The sequence below is a fragment of the Dyella sp. M7H15-1 genome, assembly GCF_004114615.1.
Lineage (GTDB): Bacteria > Pseudomonadota > Gammaproteobacteria > Xanthomonadales > Rhodanobacteraceae > Dyella_B.
Genome location: NZ_CP035300.1, coordinates 262,676 through 279,511 on the forward strand (window position 1 = coordinate 262,676; position 16,836 = coordinate 279,511).

Here is a 16,836-nt window from a genome sequence, read left to right on the forward strand (position 1 = left end):
TCGCTCTCTTCGCCCGGACCTGCATCCGTCTGCCGATACCCTCTCCCAGAGGGAGAGGGGCTTACCCATCAGATGTTTCGGATGTGTGTCATCGGATGCGTCAAACCTTCACTCATACCCACCCCGGGCTGAGTAATTACGATGCCGTTAACTTGCCAACACCGGTTACTGAAAATGAATCATGCACCTAACTTTCACCTAACTTTCACCGAGTGAGAATGGCCATGCCGGTTGCATTGGGGCTTTTTGCTTTAAGGGTCAGTCGCTGTTCTCAACGTAACGGCCCAGCCTCGGCTGCAAGACGTACATGAGGTACACGCCATGTCAAAGTTCTATCGAGCATTAAAGTTGAGCGTCATGGCCGGATTCACTTGGCCGCTTATCATGTGCCACGCGGGTGAAGCAGCCATGTCGAACAGTAACTCGGCTCATGCCCTTTCCACTGTTCAGATTTCCCCTCAAGTCGGTGTCGAGAATCATGACAGTGTCAATAGCAACCCACAGTTGGAAGGTGCAGTTAACCGTGACGGTAGCAACCCGCAGGCCGGTCTGATCCAGGGGCAATACGGCAATTTCTATGGCACGACGGTGAATGGCGGGGTCTATGGCAAGGGGACAGTGTTCAAGGTGACGCCACAGTCCGGCAACACCTTCAAGGAGACGGTGGTGCATTCCTTTGGTGAGGGGGAAGACGGCGCCAATCCTAAGGCCGGCTTGATCCAGGTGGCGAATGGCGATTTGTATGGCACGACTTACAACGGCGGGAGGTATGGCAAGGGAACGGTGTTCATGATTCCACACGAAAACCACCGCAAAATTGTGATTTTGCATTCCTTTAACGGCTTCACTAACTCCGTCTTCAGTAACGGTGACAGTGCCGACGGCGCCTATCCGCAAGCTGGGCTGATCCTGGGGAAGGATGGCAATTTCTATGGCACGACTTACTACGGCGGAGCCAGTGGCTATGGAACGGTGTTCAAGATGGTGGACCACGGCGTGGAAGGCACGGTGACGGTGCTGCATTCCTTCGGCTTAGACGATGGCATGTATCCGGAGGCCGACTTGATCCTGACAGCGAATGGCGATTTGTATGGCACGACTTACGAAAGCTGGGATGCGTATGGAACGGCGTTCAAGTTGGCGCGACAATCCGATGACTCCTTCAAGGAGGAGACGGTGTTGCATCCCTTTTATGGCGATTCACCAGCTCAGGCTTACGACGACGGCAGCTATCCGGAGGCCAGCCTGATCCAAGGGAAAGACAACAACGAATTCTTTGGCACGACTGAGTCCGGCGGCAATCGCGAGGAGTGCGGGTGTGGAGTGATATTCAAAATATCGACCTCCGGCTTTTATGAACAGATTGTGCTTTTAAGCCAAAAGGACGGCGGCCATCCACAAGCTGGGCTGATCGTGGGGAAGGACGGCGATCTTTATGGCACGGCTTCCGCCTTCGGGGCCTATAACAAGGGAACGGTGTTCAAGATCATGCACGACGACGACGGCATACCCAAGGACTACCATTTGTACTACAAAACAATAGTGCTGCATTCCTTCTTTGGCGGCAGTGACGGTGACACCCCGCGTGCCGGGTTGATCCAGGGGACGGATGGCTATTTCTATGGCACGACTTACTACGGTGGGACACTTAACCGCGGGACGGTGTTCCAGATAAAGCCCGATGGCACGGAGGGCGTGGTGTATGCCTTTGGTTCGGGAAGGTGAGCGTTTGATTTCAGGGCGTGGTTCCAATGTCGGAGCCCTATTTCGGGGCCACCCATGAATGAGTCTTTCGCCGATATGCTCATGCGCCACGAGCGGCTAACGGAAGCGTGGGATGTCGCCAGCCCCTGGCCTTACGCCGACTATCGATAATCCTTGACGATATCCAGCAGCGGCCCAAGCTGCGCTTCGAAATGCTTCCAGCGCGCCACGGAGGATTTGTACACGGGACGGCGCACCTGTGCGGCACTTGCGGTCCTGACAATGCGCTTGTTCTCATGGAAGTTCAGGCAGCGCGGATCCCAGGGCAGGCCAAGGTAGTCAAACAGGCGGCGGGCCTGGCCTTCGGTGTCGGCCACCATGTGTTCGTAACGCAACTCAAGCATGGCATCGGCGGGAAGCACTTGCTTCCAATGTTGCATAAGCTGGATGTAGCGCACGTAGTAACGGCCCACGGTGCCAAGGTCGTAGGTGAAGTCCAGGTTGTCCTTGGCGAACAGCGTTGCGTAGCAGGAGAAGCATGAATCCATCGGATCGCGCATGGCGTGGATGATGCGTGCGTGGGGAAACATCCGGTGGATCATGCCAATGTGCACGAAGTTGGACATCATCTTGTCGCTGATGTGCGTGGCCTGCGGCGCCAGCTTCCAGACTTGTTCGGTATACGCGTCGCCGAGGCGAAGTAACTCGGCAGCGGACAATTGTGAAGCTATTCCAGGATAAGCCTCCGCTAGCTTCCCTGCTTTCTTGGCGAGCGCAAAAATAAAATTTTCCAGGTCGGGTAATTCCCCCGCGCCATGGATATCCGGATGGGTGGACAGGATCTGTTCGATCAATGAGGTGCCTGAGCGCGGCATGCCGACAATAAAAATGGGCAACTTGCCGCGTGACACAGCCGGTGCGGGATGGTCGGCAAAGAATGGTTCGTCAAACACCGTGCGTACATTCTCGACCAGCGCGACCTTGCTTGCCTCATGGGGTGAGATTTGCGCGTACTTCAGGCGGTTGCCTTGTGCGTAGGCGGCAAATGCCTGGTCATAGCGGCCAAGGTCCTCATGCATCTTGCCCATCGCGAACCAGTAGCGGATGCGTGAATTTTCCGGCAGGCGAGGAAGCCGGTGAACCAGCTTCTCCAGGCGTGCTGGCTCGGGATCTTCCGGCTTGAAGCGGCGCAGCGACGCGATGTTGTAGTAGGCCTCGACCGAATCCGGGTCGATCGCCATGGCTGCTTGAAAGAAATCTTGCGCTTCGTCCAGCCGACCTTGCCGGCGAATGCTTCGGCCCAGGTTGTTGCATGCTTGCAGGTAGTCGGGCTTAAGTTGCAATGCACGGCGATAACCTTGCTCGGCTTCGGCGAAACGCTCCTGCGTATAGTGAAGGCCGGCAAGATCGAAATGCGCCCTGGCGAACTGATCATTGAGCGCAATGGCACGCCGATAATGCGATTCGGCTTCCGCATGAACGCCGGCTTCGCGCAACGCATTGCCAAGGTTGGCGTATCCCTCGGCTTCGTTCGGCATCAGCGCCACAACCTGCCGAAAGCTCGCCGCCGCATCCGTCATGCGCCCCTGGCCGTACAACACGACACCCAGGGCATTATGGATGGGCGCACCATGTGGGTGCTTGAGCAGGGCCGCGCGCAGAGGCGACTCGGCTTCGGCATACTGCCCCGCGCTCATGCAAGTGAAGCCAAGGTTGGCATGTGCCTCGGCAAAATCCGGTCGAAGAGACAACGTACGCTGATAGGCTTCTATCGCTTCGCTCAGACGGTTCTGCATGGCCAGCGCATTGCCCAGCTTGAAATGCGCATCAACAAAGTCGGGCTTGATGCTGCAGGCGCAGTGATAGCTTTCCGCTGCCTTGGCCGGCTGCTGCATGGCCATCAGGCTTTCGCCCAGTACATAGTGGCTGACTGCGTCCCATGGCGATAAAGTCACCGCACGATGTTGCGCATCGACCGCTTCAGCCAGACGGCCCTGTGATCGGAGCGAGGTGCCAAGCGCCTGCCAGGCAACTCCATGGGACGGATATTGATCGGTCAGCTTACGTGCCAGCACTTCGGCCTGCGTGTGTTGCTTTTGCTGGATCAGGCTGGCCAGTGTTTCGATATCGCGCTTGTCAGGCGTGTTGCCTGTGCTTGGCATTGCATTCTGTGACATGGATATCGACACCGTCTTGGCAAGGGAATGGTGTGCTCTAGGGATGCTCTGATCTATTCCACGTACCCGGCAGACGTCCAGAAGGCCCGCAGGCTGTGCTGCGTGTCGCAAGGCAGACTGGCCCCGTCTGTGCAAGACGCGCGGCACAGTCTGCGGGCCTTCTGGACGTCACCCCGTCCTTTAAATTCAAGATGCGGTGACGGATACGTGGAATAAATCAGAGCATCCCTAGTACGACGAACATGAAGCAAGTGAATATCTCTATTCCTTACTACATTCATTGAAGTCGCGCAACAGGTGTGCCTAGCATACCTGTCGTTGTGCCACGTCGACACTTACAATTCACCGTTTCGGAGAACCAAGATGACCCAGCTCCACTCTGCCGGCAGCCGCTTCCGCGCCGCGCTGGCCGCCGAAAGTCCGCTACAGGTGATGGGGGCCATCACCGCCTATGCGGGGCTGATGGCCAAGCAAGTCGGCTACAAGGCGCTTTATCTATCCGGTGGCGGTGTGGCCGCCAACTCGCTGGGTATGCCGGATCTTGGCATCAGCACCATGGAAGACGTGCTTACCGACGCGCGCCGTATCGTAGACGCCACGCAGATGCCATTGCTGGTTGACATCGATACCGGCTGGGGCGGCGCCTTCAACATCGCGCGTACTATTCGCTCCTTCATCAACGTCGGCGTCGCCGCCGTACATATGGAAGACCAGGTCGGCCAGAAGCGTTGTGGGCACCGTCCCGGCAAGGAAGTGGTGCCGAAGGAAGAAATGGTCGATCGCATCAAGGCTGCGGTGGATGCGCGTACGGATGCTGGTTTCGTGATCATGGCGCGTACCGATGCTGCTGCGGTCGAAGGCATGGATATGGCGATCGACCGCGCCTGCGCTTACGTGGAAGCGGGCGCGGACATGGTCTTCCCGGAGGCGATGAAGACACTGGACGATTACCGCCGCTTCAAGACGGCGGTGAAGGTGCCGATTCTCGCCAACCTCACCGAATTCGGTTCCACGCCTTTCTTCGCCATCGATGAACTGCGCAGCGCTCATGTCGACATCGCGCTGTATTGCTGCGGCGCCTACCGCGCCATGAACAAGGCCGCGCTGCATTTCTACGAAACCGTGCGCCGCGAAGGCACACAGAAGAACATTATCGACACTTTGCAGACGCGCGAAGAGCTGTATGACTTCCTTGGTTACCACACGTACGAAGACAAGCTCGACCGGTTGTTTGCCGGCAAAAAATAAACACGGTTTCTTTCCGGCTGTGGCACCCTGCGCAGCCTTGAGTTCAAGTACCGCACCAGGAGCATGATCCGATGAGCGAGCAATCCACCGCCCCCAAGCCGAAGAAATCCGTTGCGCTATCCGGCGTGGCAGCGGGCAACACCGCACTGTGCACGGTTGGCCGCAGCGGCAACGACCTGCATTATCGCGGTTATGACATCCATGATCTGGCAGCCAAGGGCTGCTTCGAGGAAGTGGCTTACCTACTGGTGCACGGCGTGCTGCCGAACTGGGCCGAACTGAATGCCTACAAGGCCAAGCTCAAGCGCCTGCGCGGCCTGCCGGCGCCGGTAAAGAGCGCGTTGGAACTACTGCCGGCCGCCACGCACCCGATGGACGTGATGCGTACCGGCTGCTCCGTGCTGGGCACCGTGCTGCCGGAGAAGGAAGATCATAACGTCACCGGCGCACGCGATATTGCCGATCGGCTGATGGCCAGCTTCGGTTCCATTTTGTTGTACTGGTATCACTTCAGCCACAACGGCAAGCGCATTGAAACCGAGACGGACGACGAGTCGATCGCTGCGCACTTCCTGCATCTGCTGCAGGGCAAGAGGCCAAGCGATCTGCACACGCATTCGTTGGACAAATCGCTGATCCTGTACGCCGAGCATGAATTCAATGCCTCGACCTTCACCGCCCGCGTGATCGCCGGCACCGGTTCGGACATGTATTCCGCGATCACCGGCGCCATCGGTGCCCTGCGTGGTCCCAAGCACGGAGGCGCCAACGAAGTGGCGATGGAGATCATTGCCCGTTACCGCAGTGCCGCCGATGCGGAAGCGGATATCCGTGCCCGCGTGGAACGCAAGGAAATCATCATCGGCTTTGGCCATCCGGTTTACACTGTGTCTGATCCGCGCAACGAGATCATCAAGGAAATCTCGCGCAAGCTCTGCACGGAAGGCGGCAACCCAAACCTGTTCGAGGTGTCAGAGCGCATCGAAAAGCTGATGTGGGAGCTGAAGAAGATGTTCCCTAACCTCGACTGGTTCTCGGCCAGCGCATACCACATGATGGGCGTGCCCACGGCGATGTTCACCCCGCTGTTTGTGATCTCGCGGACCTCCGGCTGGAGCGCGCATGTGATTGAACAGCGCGAGGATGGCAAGATCATTCGTCCTAGCGCCAACTACACCGGCCCGGAAGACCGCACCTACGCGCCGATCGAAAAGCGCTGACTGTGTGTTTAGAGAAACAGATAAAGAACAAGGGAGCCATGCTCCCTTGAAATCTCATGCACCCGTCACGAAGAAATCGATTGCGATGCACTTTTACTATAAGGGCAATGGCACTGACTTAAGCTTGTCTCGCCATCACTCGCCGCAGGTGAGAACGCGTAGGTTGGGGTGCAAACCCCAACATCGGGATGCATGTACACATGGCAATGTTGGGGTTTGCACCCATAGGCATTAACCTAAATTTGCAAGAATCACGCGCTTGCCGGTGCGCTCTTGCCAACTCGTTTGGCGGGAGGTTGGTTATGAAACCGGTAGCGAGGGATGAGTGGAACGTCATTGAATCACTGCTTCCACCAGGTTGGCGGGATGCGGCGCGCGAGCAAGGGGCATTTCGACGGGCCCGTTATATAGCGGACCCCGGGACGCTGCTACGGCTGCTGCTGTTCCATGCGGTCAATGACAGTGGTTTACGGGAGACAGTTGCCCAGGCTGAGGTAAGCGGCATTGCTTCGATGTCCCAAGTGGCGCTCCTTAAACGCCTGCGGACTGCAAGCAAGTGGTTGGCGTGGCTGTGCGCAAAGATGTGTCAATCGCTCAGAGAGACGCCTCGTTTACCGGATGCGTTGTTCATGGCTCCATCTTCTCAAGAGTGGAAGCCTCCACCAATCCCGGGGCGGTTCACCATCGCCTTAGTTAGCCACGCCATGAAGCAAACCACGTTCGCGTCACTGAGCTACAGCACCAAAAAGCGGCAGACACGCTGAGAGAAGTTTCTGTCGCAGATGGATCAGGTGGTGCCATGGAAGTGGCATTTTGGCATGAAGGCGCACATTGGCGTGGACATGCAATCGGGTTTGGTGCACACGGTGACGTGCACAGCAGCGAACGAGGCCGACATCAACGAGGCCGGCAAACTGCTGCATGGCAAGGAAGAGATGGCGTTTGCCGATGCGGGTTACACCGGCGTAGAGAAGCGCGAGGACGTGAAGGACAGGGACGTAGAGTGGCAGGTCGCGGCCAAGCGCGGCACGGTGACTGGGTTGCCGGAAGGCAAGCTCAAGAAAGCGACCAAGTGGTTGGAATACCTCAAGGCGGCGATTCGCTCAAAGGTCGAGCATCCTTTCCGTATAGTGAAGCGGCAGTTTGGCTAGGTGAAGGTTCGCTACCGGGGACTAGCGAAGAACACCGCCCAAGTGAAGACACTGTTTGCGCTGTCGAATCTGTGGATGGCGCGACACAAGCTTATGGCGATGACAGGGAAGGTGCGTCCGGTGGTTGGGTAATAAGGGGTAAAGACCCCTGCATGGGGCACTTTTTAGCCCATTCTGTCGAAAATAAGGCAATTTTCGTTAAAAATTCACTCATTTGTTTGATAGTGGACGTTTAGACGGCTGAACACTAATTGTTCAGAGCATCCCTAAGTGGCGGCATTCGATGTCTCTCTGTGGTGCGCCGGCTGGTGCGGGAAAGGTGGCGGCGCAGTTTAAGCTCGCTGGCGGGTACGCGTTCTTTTTAGTTTTAGACAGATACGGCACGCTTTTATCAAACGGAAAATCCTCTCGTTGCACCTCATTGTTATAGACAGGGAACGCCGCATGGTGTCCAGGAGAGGCGCCACCCTCGAAAGGATCATGGCCGAGTGTCTGGCGCACATAGACCAGTAGACGATCCATGCCACTGCGTAAGTCCATCGGCGTCGTGATGAGCCACCAGCCACTTGGACTCAGCATGACGCCAATGCCTGAAGTGAAGTAGCGACACCATGTCATCGCTGCGCACACCAAGAGGCAGTTTCACCGACCAGCCGTTGGGAAGGCGAACCTCTACCCGCGCGTCTGATCTTTGTCCCGACACGACGATAGGAAGAATCTTCGCGACCGCGACCGATTCACCGCGACGATGTAGCCAATAGCCAAAGCTGGATAACGATAGCTTCTGCTGGTTGCAATAGGCCGACTGGCTCAGGCCGCTCTTGCGCCAGGCTTCGATATGGCTCTGCCAGAACTGCTGTTTCTTACCCATCGAATAACTCCCTTGAATTCGGTGGCGCTATGAACATGGATGCAATCGTGGCGAGGTGAGCTGAGGCGACGCTTACCTTCATGCGGTCATTTATACGTATACGCATCGACTACGGATGTATTGTCCGTTGGCCAATAATGTGTGCATTTTTTACGTGTCACTACACTGATTAATGAAATTTCTCTATCAGGTAAATACCTGAACTGAGATCTTTGGGATAGTCGGGTCGCACTGTTTCAGTTGTTCATCAGGTGACGCGATGAAGTTGCTTTATGATAGCCTCTGGATTGAAATGATCGAAGTCTACGCGGTGCATTTCCTCCAATCGTGGTTTAATTAGTTCTAAAAAATCAGAATCATTGATGAATTCCGAAAATACGTGAGTATCGTTAAATACCGCCGTCTTATCTGAGCAGTATTTACTCTCATTTTTCGAATAGAATTGTCTAATATCTGATTTTTCCACCACCGATCCATCCATTAACGGGTCAATCAGAAATTCCTCGTCCACACCCCCTATTGTCATCTTTACAGAGCCCACTGAGTGATCACCGCCAGCGGCATTATTCGTTAGTATAGCTATGCGTATGTTTGCATTATCAATTTCGTGTTTCGAGAAGCCATGATTTATGAGATATTTCTCAAAGGCTAATCGAAACATGATAGTAGCCACCAAAGCCTTCTCGAGGCAGTTTCCGGTGTTTGATTTCAATGAAAGCATAACGTATTCAGCTAAATCATTAATAAAGTTCTTTTTTGCAGCCTCATACCCAGGTTGATCAATATCTCCACTTCCTATTTGCATTCTCGGTACGCCGTCAAAGATAGGAGTGGCCGAGCGATTACGCGCTATTAGTTGATTATGACAATTATGCCTAGCTGCAATAGCCGACTGATCTTTGCCAGTTAGTTCTTTGCTATTTTTTTTGCAAATTTTATCAATATCAATGCTCTCCCTTGTGGCGGATACTGGAATCATAATGTGGGTTAATTCGGAGCAATATTTAGAAAGATTGTTAACGGCAACTTTAATGGGTGGAATCATTTCACTTTTTACGCTACTGTTTTCAACGGGATGAATTGTAGAAGAGTAGCCACCATAGACGCATACAGATGCCAAGGGCTTGGTATTATTCATAATATAATTATTAAATTAGTTGACGGTTGATCGGATGAGCTGAAATATACAGCCCGGCGACAAAGAAAAAATAGGGCGAATACCTGATCTCCCGTAACTATTCACCTGATTCCGCACCCCTTCCTCGGCACGATTCCGCTTGGCCGTTGATGATGCTGCACTCGGCTATCCGATGCCAGGAAACGAACGACTCCCCATAGCACGCAAGCTTATGCGCAGGTGCTTGCAGGTATCGCTGGGAGCATTTCCATGCTTGCGTGCCGTTGCATGCCTCGCGATCGTTCGCGCGAAGAGGTGGTTGATGGGATGCGGCTTATGCTCGGACTAGGTGCGGCGTCGCGTGTTCCGGGCGTTTGCCTCAAGTCGCGCGTGCGCTATTGCGCGTGCGGCGATTGAGCAGCCAGCGTCCGCCACAGATGACAATGATCAGGCCCACTTCCAGCACGTGCTTCATCCAGCCGTGCGAGTCGAACCAGTCCAGCCACAGTGTTTCGTGGCTGATCATGCGACCCGCCGTCCACGCGATGGCGGCAGCGCCGGCATAGACGATGACGGGGAAGCGTTCGATCAGTTTCAGGATCAGGGTCGATCCCCAAACGACCAGCGGAATGCTGATCAGCAAGCCTGCCACCACCAGGCCGGTATGGCCTTTCGCCGCGCCGGCGATGGCCAGCACGTTGTCTAGCCCCATCAGCGCATCGGCAAGCACGATCGTGCGTATCGCTGACCAGAAGTTCGCGGTAGGCGTGATGTCAGGTGCATCGTCGTGATCGGGCTTCAGCAACTTCCAGGCGATCGGCAGCAACAGCAAGCCACCCGCCAACATCAGGCCGGGCAGCTCCAGCAGATAAACCACCAGCACGGTCAGCACGATGCGCACCGTGACCGCGCCAAATGTGCCCCAAAACACGGCTTGCTTCTGCAAGTGCTGCGGCAGGCTGCGTGCGGCAAGGGCGATGACAATGGCGTTATCGCCAGCCAGCACCAAGTCCAGCAGGACGATGGTGAGCAGATCGGATAGCAGATGGGTGGGGAGGGCCATGCGGATTCCTTTACGCGCCGGACTCAAGTGACGACGGCGGACGGCGCAAGCCTGCTGTCATCGCATTCGACAGTAACAGGATTGGCGATCAAGTCGGCGAGCCGTGCTTAGAGCCAGGCTGGCCAGATACAATGGCTGTTTTCCTACATCGCGAGACCCCGCCATGAGCGCGCACGATATCCGTTCCGCCAAGCGTCCCGACCCCGATCAGCCGCTGGTCGACATTGCTAACTACGTTGCCGACTACTCGATCGACTCGACCGAGGCGTACGACACGGCGCGCTACATGCTGCTGGATTCGCTGGCAACGGCGATGATGGCGATGAAGTTTCCGGAATGCGTGAAGCACCTCGGACCGGTGGTGCCAGGTGCCACCTTGCCGGGCGGTGCACGCGTGCCAGGCACCAGCCACGAGCTGGATCCGGTGCAGGCCGCTTTCGCCATCGGCACCCAGATCCGCTGGTTGGATTTCAATGACACCTGGTTGGCCGCTGAATGGGGCCATCCGTCGGACAACCTCGGTGCGATTCTTGCCGTGGCCGATTATCTGAGCCGCCAGGCCGAGCGCGAAGGCGGCAAGCCGCTGAGCGTGCATGATGTACTCACTTATGCCATCAAGGCGCACGAAATCCAGGGTTGCTACGCGCTGCTCAACAGCTTCAACCGCGTTGGCCAGGATCATGTGATCCTGGTCCGTCTGGCCTCCACCGCTGTCGCCACGGCCATGCTGGGCGGCAACAAGGAACAGATCATCACGGCTGTTTCGCATAGCTGGATCGATAACGGCGCACTGCGCACCTACCGCCATGCGCCGAACACCGGGCCACGCAAGAGCTGGGCCGCGGGCGACGCCTGCCGTCGCGCAGTCACGCACGCCATCCATGCGGTTTACCGTGGCGTGGTGGGCTATCCGTCGGCGCTGAGCGCCAAGACCTGGGGCTATTACGACGTGGCGTTCAAGGGCAATGCGTTCCAGTTCGAGCGTCCGTTCGGCAGCTACGTGATGGAGAACGTGCTGTTCAAGATCAGCTTCCCGGCCGAGTTCCACGCCCAGACCGCGGTGGAGTGCGCCATGAAGCTGCATACGCAGATTGCCGGCAAGCTCGACCAGATCGAGAAGGTGGTGATCGAAACCCAGGAAGCGGGCTGCCGCATCATCGACAAGACCGGCCCGCTGGCCAACTACGCTGACCGCGATCATTGCATCCAGTACATGGTGGCCGTGCCGCTGATCTTCGGCCGGCTTACCGCGGAGGACTACAACGACGATGTCGCCGCCGATCCGCGCATCGACGCACTGCGCGAGAAGATGGTGGTCAGCGAGAACCCGCAGTTCACCAAGGACTACTTCGATCCGGAGAAGCGCTACATCGGTAACTCCGTACAGGTGTTCTTCAAGGACGGCAGCAGCACCGAGAAGGTCGCTATCGATTACCCGATCGGCCACCGCAAGCGTCGCGCTGAAGGTATCCCAGTGCTGCTGAAGAAATTCGAGGCGGCCATGCGCGGCCATTTGCCCTCACATCGCGTCAAAGCGATTCTGGACGCCACCGCCGATCCAGCGAAGCTGGATGCGATGCCGATCCAGACCTTCCTGGGTTTGTTTGCACTGTAAGCCGGCAGGCTGGGCAGGGCTCTATCAAGTCCTTGCCTGGCCGCTGTCCGAAGCAGATGCGGAGACTTGCGAAACATCGGATGGGTGAGCCCTCTCCCTGCGGGAGAGGGTGTCGGCAGGCGGGTGAGGGTCCGGGCGAAGCGAGCGATTCAGTTCTCGCGTGTACTGCCCAACACAAAAAATGACAACAAGCAGCGCATAGGGAAAAACATAGTGGTACTTGTTTATCCAAACTAGTTTGGATTTGACTCTTCTCGGCACAACGGAAGACCAGCGCATGCTCGGGCGGATTCAGATACAGACCCACGACATCGCGCAGCTTGTCGATGAAGTGCGGATCACGCGATAGCTTGAAGGTGTGCTGCAGATGCGGCTTGAGCCCGTTGCGCTGCCACACGCGCCGAATGGTTGTGGCGCTCAGACGCAAGTGCGCCGCTAGCGTCCGCGTACTCCAGTGTGTGGACGCAGCTGGCTTCTCGTGCAGCGTCGTATGAACAATGCGCGATTCGATCTCCCTCGTCACATGGGGTGTGCGTCCCCGGCGTGGGGCGTCGTGCTGCAAGGCCTGCTCACCCCCTCAAGAAAGCGCCGTCGCCACAGCGCCACTTGGCGCCGATCGAGCTTGACCTCGGTGGCGATGTCCTTGTTCTGCCATCTTTGTGCTGCCAGTAGGATCACCCGCGCGCGTTGTTGCACCCGCGCTTCGACTCGCCGGCGCTTGGCTTGGCAACTCGCATTGATCCCTCCTCCTCACCGGAGGAAGTGGGATTATCATGATAAGTTCAATTATTTCTAGCGTGACACACTAGCGCGCGGAGAAGCCAAAGGACTGGATTTGCCGATGCTGCGGGTGACGTATGCGCATCTGAAGGCGTATGAGGCGCGGCGGGCGCATCCGCAAATGGGATGAGCAAGATCAAGCAGGGCTGAAAACCCTCTGGGTAAAGGTCGTAGCGAGTATCGTGCTTTGGCAAAAGTGGGCTGAGAAAGCGGCGCCTACGAGGTTATGTTGAAACATCAAAGCCAAACACCTCTGCCGCCACACCGAGCGCATTGTTGACCGCGGCGCCGCCCGCATAGAACAGCGTCTGCAATATCGTCTCGACGATCTGCTCGCGCGATGAGCCGGCGACGACAGCCGCCTCGATATGCGCGCGCAACTGCGGCAACGCGTAGCCTAGCGTGACGCAACTCGCGATGACCACTAGTTCGCGCGTTGCCAAGTCCAGACCAGGCCGATTGAGCACACCGGCGAATGCCCATTGCATGGTCATCGTCATGAAGTCAGGACAAAGCTCCTCGCGCGACTGTGCGAGTCGTTCGCCGCTGTGCCCGCCATGCAAGCGTTCGAACAAAGCCAGGCCGCGCGCGTAAGTTTCTGCATCGCGCGGCAATACTTGCTGGGGGGTCATAGTTGTCTCCGCTCATCCGCTCGTTATTGAGTACGCAGCAGTCTGCGCGGGAAGATCGTTGGGATAAACGGCGCTATAGTTCGCTGACTACGAACCAATAGTTGATAATCGTTATGGATCGACTTACCAGCATGTCGGTATTCGTGCGCGTCGCCGAACTTGGCAGCTTCACCGACGTAGCTGATGAATTCGAAATCTCCGCGACGATGGTCGGTAAACACATCAAAGAGCTCGAAGCTCGCCTTGGCGCACGCCTAATCCATCGCACGACACGGCGTCAGCAACTCACCGACGTCGGCCGGCTCTACTACGATCGTTGCAAGGCAGTGCTCGATGAGGTCGCCGCAGCCGATGCGTCGATCGATACTCTGCGCGGAGTGGCTCGCGGCATGCTCCGTGTCACCGCGTCGGTAACCTACGGCGCGCGCAAGATTGCGCCGGCGCTGATTGATTTCCTGCGCGAGCATCCCGAAGTGCGGGTCGAACTCGTGCTCAACGACCGCGTCGCTGACTTGATCGAAGAGGGCTTCGACGCGGCGATCCGCATCGGCCGGCTCAGCGACTCAGGCCTAATCGCGCGTCCGCTTGCGCCGTACCGCATGATGATCTGCGCTGCGCCGAGTTATCTGGCTGCGCATCCGATGCCGCGGCGACCGCAGGACCTGGAGAAACACTCATGCCTCGCCTACTGGTCACAACAAGGCCGCTGGAAACTGATCGATCGCCATGGCCGCGAGTACACAGTGCGAGCGGACAGCCACCTGCGCACGAATAACGGCGAAGCGCTGCGCCAGGCGGCACTGGCCGGTTTCGGTATCGTGTATCAGCCGCAGGTGCTGCTCGAGAACGACATACGCACCGGTCGTCTGATCCAACTGCTGAAAACCTATCAAGCGCCCGCAGCACCGGTGCATCTGGTCTACTTGCCGGACCGCAGGCCAACTCCAAAACTGCAGCGCTTCATCGATTTCATCCTCTCGCGCTTCGAAAAACCCGAACCTTTACCTGTAGTCCAGCGCCTACCCCGTAAGGGCAAGGCATGAACACCCGAGCGGCTGTATTTTGACAACAGTGCTAATGATTCGGCCAAGGAAATTCTCCAAGCCTGTGTCCGCCTCAACATCTATCTCTCCCACGCCCATCCGCGATGGCGCGGCCAAGGGCAAGATCGAGCGCTTCTTTCGCGGCTTTCGCGACCGCTTCCTGACCCTGTGTATTTCGCTTGAGCAGTAATAGGACTGCATGTGTTAACGAAAAGCCCGACATCTGTCGGGCTTACGTTTTTCTGGCGTTCCCGTTGCGAAAGTCGGGCTAGCCTCGCAGGTGGGGTAGGGACATTACGTCGTGATGGAAGCGAGCAAGGTTTCGGCTTCTTCGTGCGTATGTGCGCGAATCAGGCGTGGTGCGTGACTGCGTAACCTTGCATGATCGAGCGAGGCGAGGCGGTCGCGCACGAGCAGGATCTTGCTAGGGTGCATGCTGAATTCGTTCAGCCCAAGGGCGAGCAGCAGCGCAGTGAAGTTCACATCGCCGCCGATTTCGCCGCACAGGCTCACCGGTTTGCCGGCACGTCGGCCGGCTGAGATGACGTGCGAGATTAGGCGCAGCAGCGCGGGCTGCAGCGGGTTATAGATATTTTCCAGAGCATCGTTACCGCGGTCGGCCGCAAGTACGTATTGCGCAAGGTCGTTGGTGCCGATGGCGAGAAAGTCGGAATGCTCCAGCAGCGCACGCACGTTGATGGCGGCAGCAGGTACTTCGATCATGGCGCCAAGCGCGAGCTTTTCCGGCAGGTCGATGTTTTCGCGCTTCAGCTCCTGGCGTGCGAGCTTGAACAGGGTGCGCACGGCGATCAATTCGTCGGGCTGGGTGACCATCGGTACAAGTACGCGGACGGGCCCGTAGCACGCGGCGCGCAAGATCGCGCGGATCTGCGTGCTGAATACGGCGGGGTGGCGCAGCGAAAGGCGTACTCCGCGCACACCGAGTGCGGGGTTTTCTTCGCCGTGAATCACCAACCCGGCGGCATCCGCTTTGTCCGCGCCAAGGTCGAGCGTGCGAATGGTGACCGGTGCGCCGCCCATGCCCAATACTACGTCGCGGTAGGCAATGAACTGCTCGTCTTCCGAAGGTAGGCCCTTGTGGCGCAGGAACAGGAATTCGGTGCGGTAAAGACCCACGCCATCGGCGCCGCGTGCGCGTGCCAGGGCGACGTCGCTGGTGGATTCGGCATTCGCCAGCAGGTGTACATCGACACCGTCGCGGGTGCGCGTAGGTGCATTGGCAAGACTGGCGAGCCGGCGGCCTTCGATTGCGGCTTCGCGTTGCCATGCGCGATAGCGGGCAAGGTCTTGCGCGGTGGGGTGGACTACTGCTTCGCCGTGCTCGGTATCGAGCAATATCAGGTCGTCATCATGGATGGTGGCCAGCGCATCGCGCGTGCCCACGAGCATGGGCAGGTTGAGGCTACGCGCCAGAATCGCGCTGTGCGAATACGGGCTGCCGGAGCTGGTGATGACGCCGAGCAAGCCTTTGTCGGCCAGGTGTGCCATGTCGGCGGGCGCCAGGGTATCGGCGACCAGGATTTCGCCAACTCGTGCGGCTAGCTTGCGTTCCTCGGCGCTGGTCTGCCGTTGCAGAGCGGAGATGACGCGGCTGATGACCTGATCGACATCTTCCATGCGACTACGCAGATACGGGTCGTCCATGGCGGCGAACACGCTTGCCAGGCGATCGCGCTGTTTCTTCAACGCGGCACCGGCGCGGTAGCGGCCGATGGTGATCATTTCGTCCAGGCCTCGCAGCAGTTCGGCGTCGTCGAGCAGCAAACTATGCGCGTCGATGAATTCGTTGACTTCGCGTGCCAGCGCGCCATGCAGTTTGCCGCGCAGTTCGCGCAGTTCCTGCCGCGCGGTTTCAAGCGCGGTGTGCAGGTGTTCCAGCTCGGAAGCGACTTCATCTTCCGCCAACGGGCGTGTGTCGACCAGATAGCGACTGGGCTGAACCAGCCGTGCGCGGCCCAGAGTCATGCCACGCGATGCCATTGTGCCGGACAGGATTTGCCTCATGGGCGCCTCCTGTGGACGGGAATCGTCAATCGTGAATCGTGAATCGTGGTCGCAGTGATTGGGTTGGGGTGTGCTGCTCTTACGATTCCCGATTCCCGATTCCCAATTCCCGACTTCATTGAAGCGGCGTGAATCGTAAATCGTAAATCGTGGCCGCAGCACTTCGTTCGGCGCGGGATGCCGCTTTGAC

At 57.6% G+C, this 16,836-nt stretch carries 13 protein-coding genes and 2 pseudogenes; 8 read left to right on the forward strand and 7 right to left on the reverse strand.

The features are described from left to right. The first annotated feature begins 321 nt into the window (after window positions 1–321). A complete protein-coding gene (locus EO087_RS01370; RefSeq protein WP_128897299.1) occupies window positions 322–1,725 on the forward strand; it encodes a choice-of-anchor tandem repeat GloVer-containing protein in 1,404 nt (467 codons plus the stop codon). Window positions 1,726–1,865: 140 nt separating this feature from the next. Here the strand turns inward: EO087_RS01370 and EO087_RS01375 are convergent, their stop codons facing one another. Continuing rightward, on the reverse strand, window positions 1,866–3,881 hold the full coding sequence (locus tag EO087_RS01375; RefSeq protein WP_128897300.1) for a tetratricopeptide repeat-containing sulfotransferase family protein: 2,016 nt from the start codon (window positions 3,879–3,881) through the stop codon (window positions 1,866–1,868). Window positions 3,882–4,244: 363 nt separating this feature from the next. Between EO087_RS01375 and prpB the strand changes: the two genes are divergently transcribed. The 4 genes and pseudogenes from prpB to EO087_RS01395 form a co-directional block, all read left to right on the forward strand. Beyond that, entirely contained in the window at window positions 4,245–5,129 is an 885-nt protein-coding gene (gene prpB, locus EO087_RS01380) for a methylisocitrate lyase (RefSeq protein ID WP_128897301.1), read from the forward strand. Window positions 5,130–5,200: 71 nt separating this feature from the next. Beyond that, entirely contained in the window at window positions 5,201–6,349 is a 1,149-nt protein-coding gene (prpC, locus tag EO087_RS01385) for a 2-methylcitrate synthase (protein ID WP_128897302.1), read from the forward strand. Window positions 6,350–6,651: 302 nt separating this feature from the next. Then, window positions 6,652–7,113, forward strand: a complete 462-nt coding sequence (locus EO087_RS01390) for a hypothetical protein (RefSeq protein ID WP_128897303.1) — start codon at window positions 6,652–6,654, stop codon at window positions 7,111–7,113. 39 nt (window positions 7,114–7,152) lie between these two features. Next, window positions 7,153–7,632, forward strand: a pseudogene (locus EO087_RS01395) (IS5 family transposase); the annotation flags it as partial. 346 nt (window positions 7,633–7,978) lie between these two features. On the opposite strand, the gene EO087_RS01400 reads toward EO087_RS01395, so the two are convergent. The 3 genes from EO087_RS01400 to EO087_RS01410 all read right to left on the reverse strand — a co-directional run bounded on the left by EO087_RS01400 (window position 7,979) and on the right by EO087_RS01410 (window position 10,551). Beyond that, complete coding sequence (locus tag EO087_RS01400; RefSeq protein ID WP_128897305.1) at window positions 7,979–8,371, reverse strand: hypothetical protein; 393 nt, start codon at window positions 8,369–8,371, stop codon at window positions 7,979–7,981. Window positions 8,372–8,618: 247 nt separating this feature from the next. Then, the gene (locus EO087_RS01405) at window positions 8,619–9,509 is read right to left on the reverse strand and encodes a hypothetical protein (RefSeq protein ID WP_128897306.1); all 891 of its coding nucleotides are present in this window, start codon (window positions 9,507–9,509) and stop codon (window positions 8,619–8,621) included. Window positions 9,510–9,867: 358 nt separating this feature from the next. Then, a complete protein-coding gene (locus tag EO087_RS01410; RefSeq protein ID WP_128897307.1) occupies window positions 9,868–10,551 on the reverse strand; it encodes a TerC family protein in 684 nt (227 codons plus the stop codon). A gap of 163 nt (window positions 10,552–10,714) precedes the next feature. On the opposite strand from EO087_RS01410, the gene EO087_RS01415 reads away from it, so the two are divergent. Continuing rightward, window positions 10,715–12,166, forward strand: a complete 1,452-nt coding sequence (locus EO087_RS01415; RefSeq protein ID WP_128897308.1) for a bifunctional 2-methylcitrate dehydratase/aconitate hydratase — start codon at window positions 10,715–10,717, stop codon at window positions 12,164–12,166. Between the two features lie 223 nt (window positions 12,167–12,389). On the opposite strand, the pseudogene EO087_RS16545 reads toward EO087_RS01415, so the two are convergent. Both EO087_RS16545 and EO087_RS01425 read right to left on the reverse strand, forming a co-directional pair. Beyond that, window positions 12,390–12,689, reverse strand: a pseudogene (locus EO087_RS16545) (IS630 family transposase); the annotation flags it as partial. Window positions 12,690–13,170: 481 nt separating this feature from the next. Continuing rightward, window positions 13,171–13,578: a carboxymuconolactone decarboxylase family protein gene (locus tag EO087_RS01425; RefSeq protein ID WP_128897309.1), complete on the reverse strand. Its 408-nt coding sequence runs from the start codon at window positions 13,576–13,578 to the stop codon at window positions 13,171–13,173. A 113-nt stretch (window positions 13,579–13,691) separates the two neighbouring features. Here EO087_RS01425 and EO087_RS01430 point away from each other — a divergent pair, with 113 nt between their 5' ends. Beyond that, window positions 13,692–14,621, forward strand: a complete 930-nt coding sequence (locus EO087_RS01430; RefSeq protein ID WP_128897310.1) for a LysR family transcriptional regulator — start codon at window positions 13,692–13,694, stop codon at window positions 14,619–14,621. A 64-nt stretch (window positions 14,622–14,685) separates the two neighbouring features. Beyond that, the gene (locus EO087_RS16865; RefSeq protein ID WP_255417036.1) at window positions 14,686–14,811 is read left to right on the forward strand and encodes a hypothetical protein; all 126 of its coding nucleotides are present in this window, start codon (window positions 14,686–14,688) and stop codon (window positions 14,809–14,811) included. Window positions 14,812–14,915: 104 nt separating this feature from the next. On the opposite strand, the gene ptsP is transcribed toward EO087_RS16865, so the two are convergent. Further along, window positions 14,916–16,646: a phosphoenolpyruvate--protein phosphotransferase gene (ptsP, locus tag EO087_RS01435; protein ID WP_128897311.1), complete on the reverse strand. Its 1,731-nt coding sequence runs from the start codon at window positions 16,644–16,646 to the stop codon at window positions 14,916–14,918. Between the last annotated feature and the right edge of the window lie 190 nt (window positions 16,647–16,836).